General features: G+C 43.5%; 2 protein-coding genes. Both read left to right on the top strand.

Features of this window, described 5'->3' with window-relative positions; all coding sequences use genetic code 11:
• The first annotated feature begins 400 nt into the window (after positions 1 to 400).
• Complete coding sequence (locus LUQ50_RS15580; protein ID WP_300041306.1) at positions 401 to 1,954, top strand: small ribosomal subunit Rsm22 family protein; 1,554 nt, start codon at positions 401 to 403, stop codon at positions 1,952 to 1,954.
• Between the two features lie 108 nt (positions 1,955 to 2,062).
• The coding region (locus tag LUQ50_RS15575) for a tetratricopeptide repeat protein (RefSeq protein WP_300041304.1) at positions 2,063 to 3,943 on the top strand (1,881 nt) is incomplete at its 3' end.

Genomic DNA, 3,943 nt, shown 5'->3' with positions numbered 1-3,943 from the left:
TTTGACGAGTGTGATAACACGTATTGACCTATTCTCTAATGGTTGAATCTGATTCAAATATTGATTCATTTCATCAGAAACCGTTTGCAGCATTACATCATAGAGCGTTATTGAGACAATAACCGGATTATCCACCGTTCTCGTTCATCCGTCTTCCTCAATGATCCCGGATCAGGTATAAGAATGCTTACCATCCTGAGAACGATACGGGTTCAGATATTCTGAAGAATGCTATCTCCTTTCACTCTTTTTATAATAACTCATACGGATTCAGATGGAGAACTGGTTACTAGGATAAGGGAAGTGCTCATAGGGTTCACCGCCAATAGATAAAGAAGAAGCACCGAGGATTATATCATCAATACTATCTGTGCAATTCTGGTTTTCTTTCAGGATATATATGAGACAAGGACGAAAGACATCTGATAAATCTGGTAAAACCGGTTCATACCGGGGTAAAAATATCAGGACAAATGCAGAGAGCAAACAACGCTCTAAACATGAGCACAAAAAAAGTAAACCGGGTCAAAAAAACCAACCGGCATCAGCTGGGCCCTCGATACCCGTATTCCTTGAAGAACTTATTGCAGAATACATCACCATAAAGACTGATAAGCCCTCAGATGATCCGATATTTCTGGATAGACTACGCCAGGCGATCATAACTCAAAAAGCAGCATACTGGAAGGATAAACCAGGAAAAGTGGTTAAGTACGGGCGAGGCTATGACATATTAGCGTATATTGCATATCAGTTGCCGGTATATTTCTCCCAGTTCAGGTCATTATTACAGGGATTGGATCTGGATGCGGTGCTACCTGAAGATCTGATCATGTTGGATATCGGTACCGGTCCCGGAGTGGTTCCTCTGGCAACCATCGATCTCTGGAAACAACATCAGAAAGGAACACTTGAGATACTGGCTGTTGAACGATCTCCTGAACATCAGGAAGCATACACCTTTCTGGTCAACGGGTATGCTGCCAGCGATCCTCGCATTACTATCCATCCGGTGATATCTGAAGACCTGACAAAAATAGCTGATCCAAATCGTACCCGAATTTCCCAGAAGGTCAATATTATCAGTTTTCAAAACGTCCTTGCTGAACTGGAACATTTAAGTATACCAGACCGGGCTTCGATTGTCAGGTCTTATACCCGGTTCCTTGATGAAAAAGGGTTTCTTATCCTCGTGGAACCTGCTGAGCTCAGGCATGCGACCAGTCTGCGATTATTACAAAAAGAACTAATCAAGGATGATTTCAGGATATATGCTCCCTGTTCGTTCCTGTGGGGAAGTGGGTGTGACCCTAAATCCTGTTGGACTTTTAAAGAAGAACTCCCGATACAGCCCACACACCAGATGAATCTCCTGGCAGGAGAAGAAGATGGATACCGGTTCATCAACACAGACCGAAAATATGCGTATGTGATTCTTACCAAACAACCGATTACCCGGTGTTCCTATCGGATACCACGGAAGAATCGCCTCGTGCGTCTTGCGCATCTTGACCGGTATGCCGGAAGAACGATCTCTATTGCCAGTATACGAATGTCCAATGATATCGGGACACGTGGAATGCATATTTTTAAAATGTGCGATGGAACATGCAGGGAGCCGGTTTATCTGATACTCTCTGTAAGAAACCGGAGACCCAACCATGCAGCATTATTCTCCTCTTCATATGGAGATCCATTACTCATAACCGGGGTTCAGGTTCGCCGTCATCAGCAGCATGATGCCTGGAACCTGATCGTCGGAGCTGATACCCGTATTGAGCGTGCTCACTCTCCCGAACCGGACACGCAAAAGTTGAACATACCGTCAAAGGATGATATCGGAGAAAATGATGACCCGATCAAGTCAAACGACCTCCATGCACCTGGTTTTCATACAGCGTCTCACCCACCGAAGCACCCTGAAAAAAGAAATAAACATCATACCATGAGGTAAGATTGTCCCGTCATCGTAATCAGGTAGGTTGTGAGATACCTGAATGGAGTGGTGAAAATACCTTTAATGCATGTGTGCACCTAATTTTCTGTACAGGTGGGGTGCTGTATGTCTGATGAGGATCCAATAAAAATACTTAAGGTCCGGTATGCAAAAGGCGAGATCAGTACTTCGCAATATGAGGAGATGCTTTCATATCTTCTCGATGATGTATCAGCAATCCAGAAAGAACCAATCACCACAGAACCCATCATTTCACCTGACTCAGATATCCATGATTCACTGGAGATCTCTGCTTCAGAATCGATTACAGAATCAGATGGAGTCACACCTGTATCTCCCTGCGATCAGGAGCAGGAAACTCCGGATTATGAATCTGACGAACCGCTTGGTGATGAACCCCTCACTGACGACACCTTCCCCTCACCATATCCACAGGACGCTCATGTCCAATCAGATGCGAATGAAACGCAGACACCAGTTCAGGTACCTGAAAGTCAATACCTGACCGAGGCCACCCATTCAGCAGGTCTGGTCGACGAAAGCAGAATTCTGGAAGAACAGATTGAAGAACTGGAGATCACCGAGGAAGTTGAAGTAGAAGGAACGCAGGGTGATACTCCGGCAATACCAGAAGTATTCCTTTCAGGTCAGGATCTCGGAAATGTATGCTATGTAACTGCGGTAAATCTGATACATGCGGGAGAATATGATAAAGCATTACCATTTCTTGATAAAACCATAGAAATTGATCCAAATCAGGCTCATGCCTGGTTGTATAAAGGGAGTATCCTTCATAACAGGAAATCCTATGAAGATGCACTCATCAGTTTTGATAAAGCACTTTCTCTTGATACAACGCTTATCAAGGCAACTCTCTTCAAAGGATACTGTTTGTTTAATTTACATCGTGATCATGAGGCACTTTCAGCGTTTGATCAGGTAATAACAGAAGATCGACGCCATGCACGCGCGTGGTTGTTTAAAGGATATTGTCTGCAGAATCTGAAGCAGTACCGGGAAGCAGCAACCGCATTTACCGCAGCAACTGAGCATAATCCAAAAGAAATACCCGGATGGTTGCATAAGGGGATCTGTCTCTTTGAGATCAACCAGTTTCAGGATGCTCTTTCAGCATTTGATCATGTCCTGGAATTAGATAAACGACATCTTTCAGCATGGCTCTTTAAAATCAGATCATTTATCAAAATGAACAGGTATCAGGAGGCATTACAGAGTTCATCAAAACTCATTGAGATCTCTCCCCGGGAGATTAGTGCCTGGCTTACCCGTGCAGATCTACTCTTAAAACTTAATAAAATCGAAGAAGCACTGGATGCATCAAAAAAGGCACTTGTTATTGATAAATGGAATGCAGATGCATGGATCATTCGTGGCCTCTGTTTTCACAAATTAAAACGATATGAACAGGCTCTTCCCTGTTATGAGAACGCATTAAAACTCAATCCCCGCCATTCTGAGGCCATGCGCAACAGGGCAGGTTGTTTCCATAAATTAAAACGTCATGTTGATGCGTTACAATATTACGAAGTCGCAATTGTTGATAACCCGGAAAACATTGAGGCCTGGTTTAACCGTGGATTAATTCTTCATAAATCCAAACAATACGATGAGGCTCTTGTCTCATATAACAAGGTTATCGCACTTGACAAATTTAATGTCAAAGCCTATTTTAACAAAGGAAAAATCCACCGCGTATTAGAACAATATTATGAGGCTCTCCAGGCCTTTACTCAGGCTACCAATATCAACCCGCAATTTGCATCTGCCTGGTTTCATATGGGATTAATCTATTCAGATCTTATCAGGCATAAAGAAGCAATTCAATGTTATGACCGGACCCTTCGACTCGATCCACGGCACGTGGGAGCGCTTATGAATAAGGGGACCATTCTTGACGATCTCGGGGACAAACGAGAAGCAGTCCTTTGCTTTCAGAAAGCATCAACCATTGATCCAAAAGTTGCC

Origin of the sequence: Methanospirillum sp. (assembly GCF_028679455.1) — an archaeon.
In the GTDB taxonomy this organism is placed as follows: Archaea; Halobacteriota; Methanomicrobia; order Methanomicrobiales; family Methanospirillaceae; genus Methanospirillum.
Note: the sequence above shows the minus strand (reverse complement) of the source record. Positions and strands in the feature narration are given on the sequence as shown.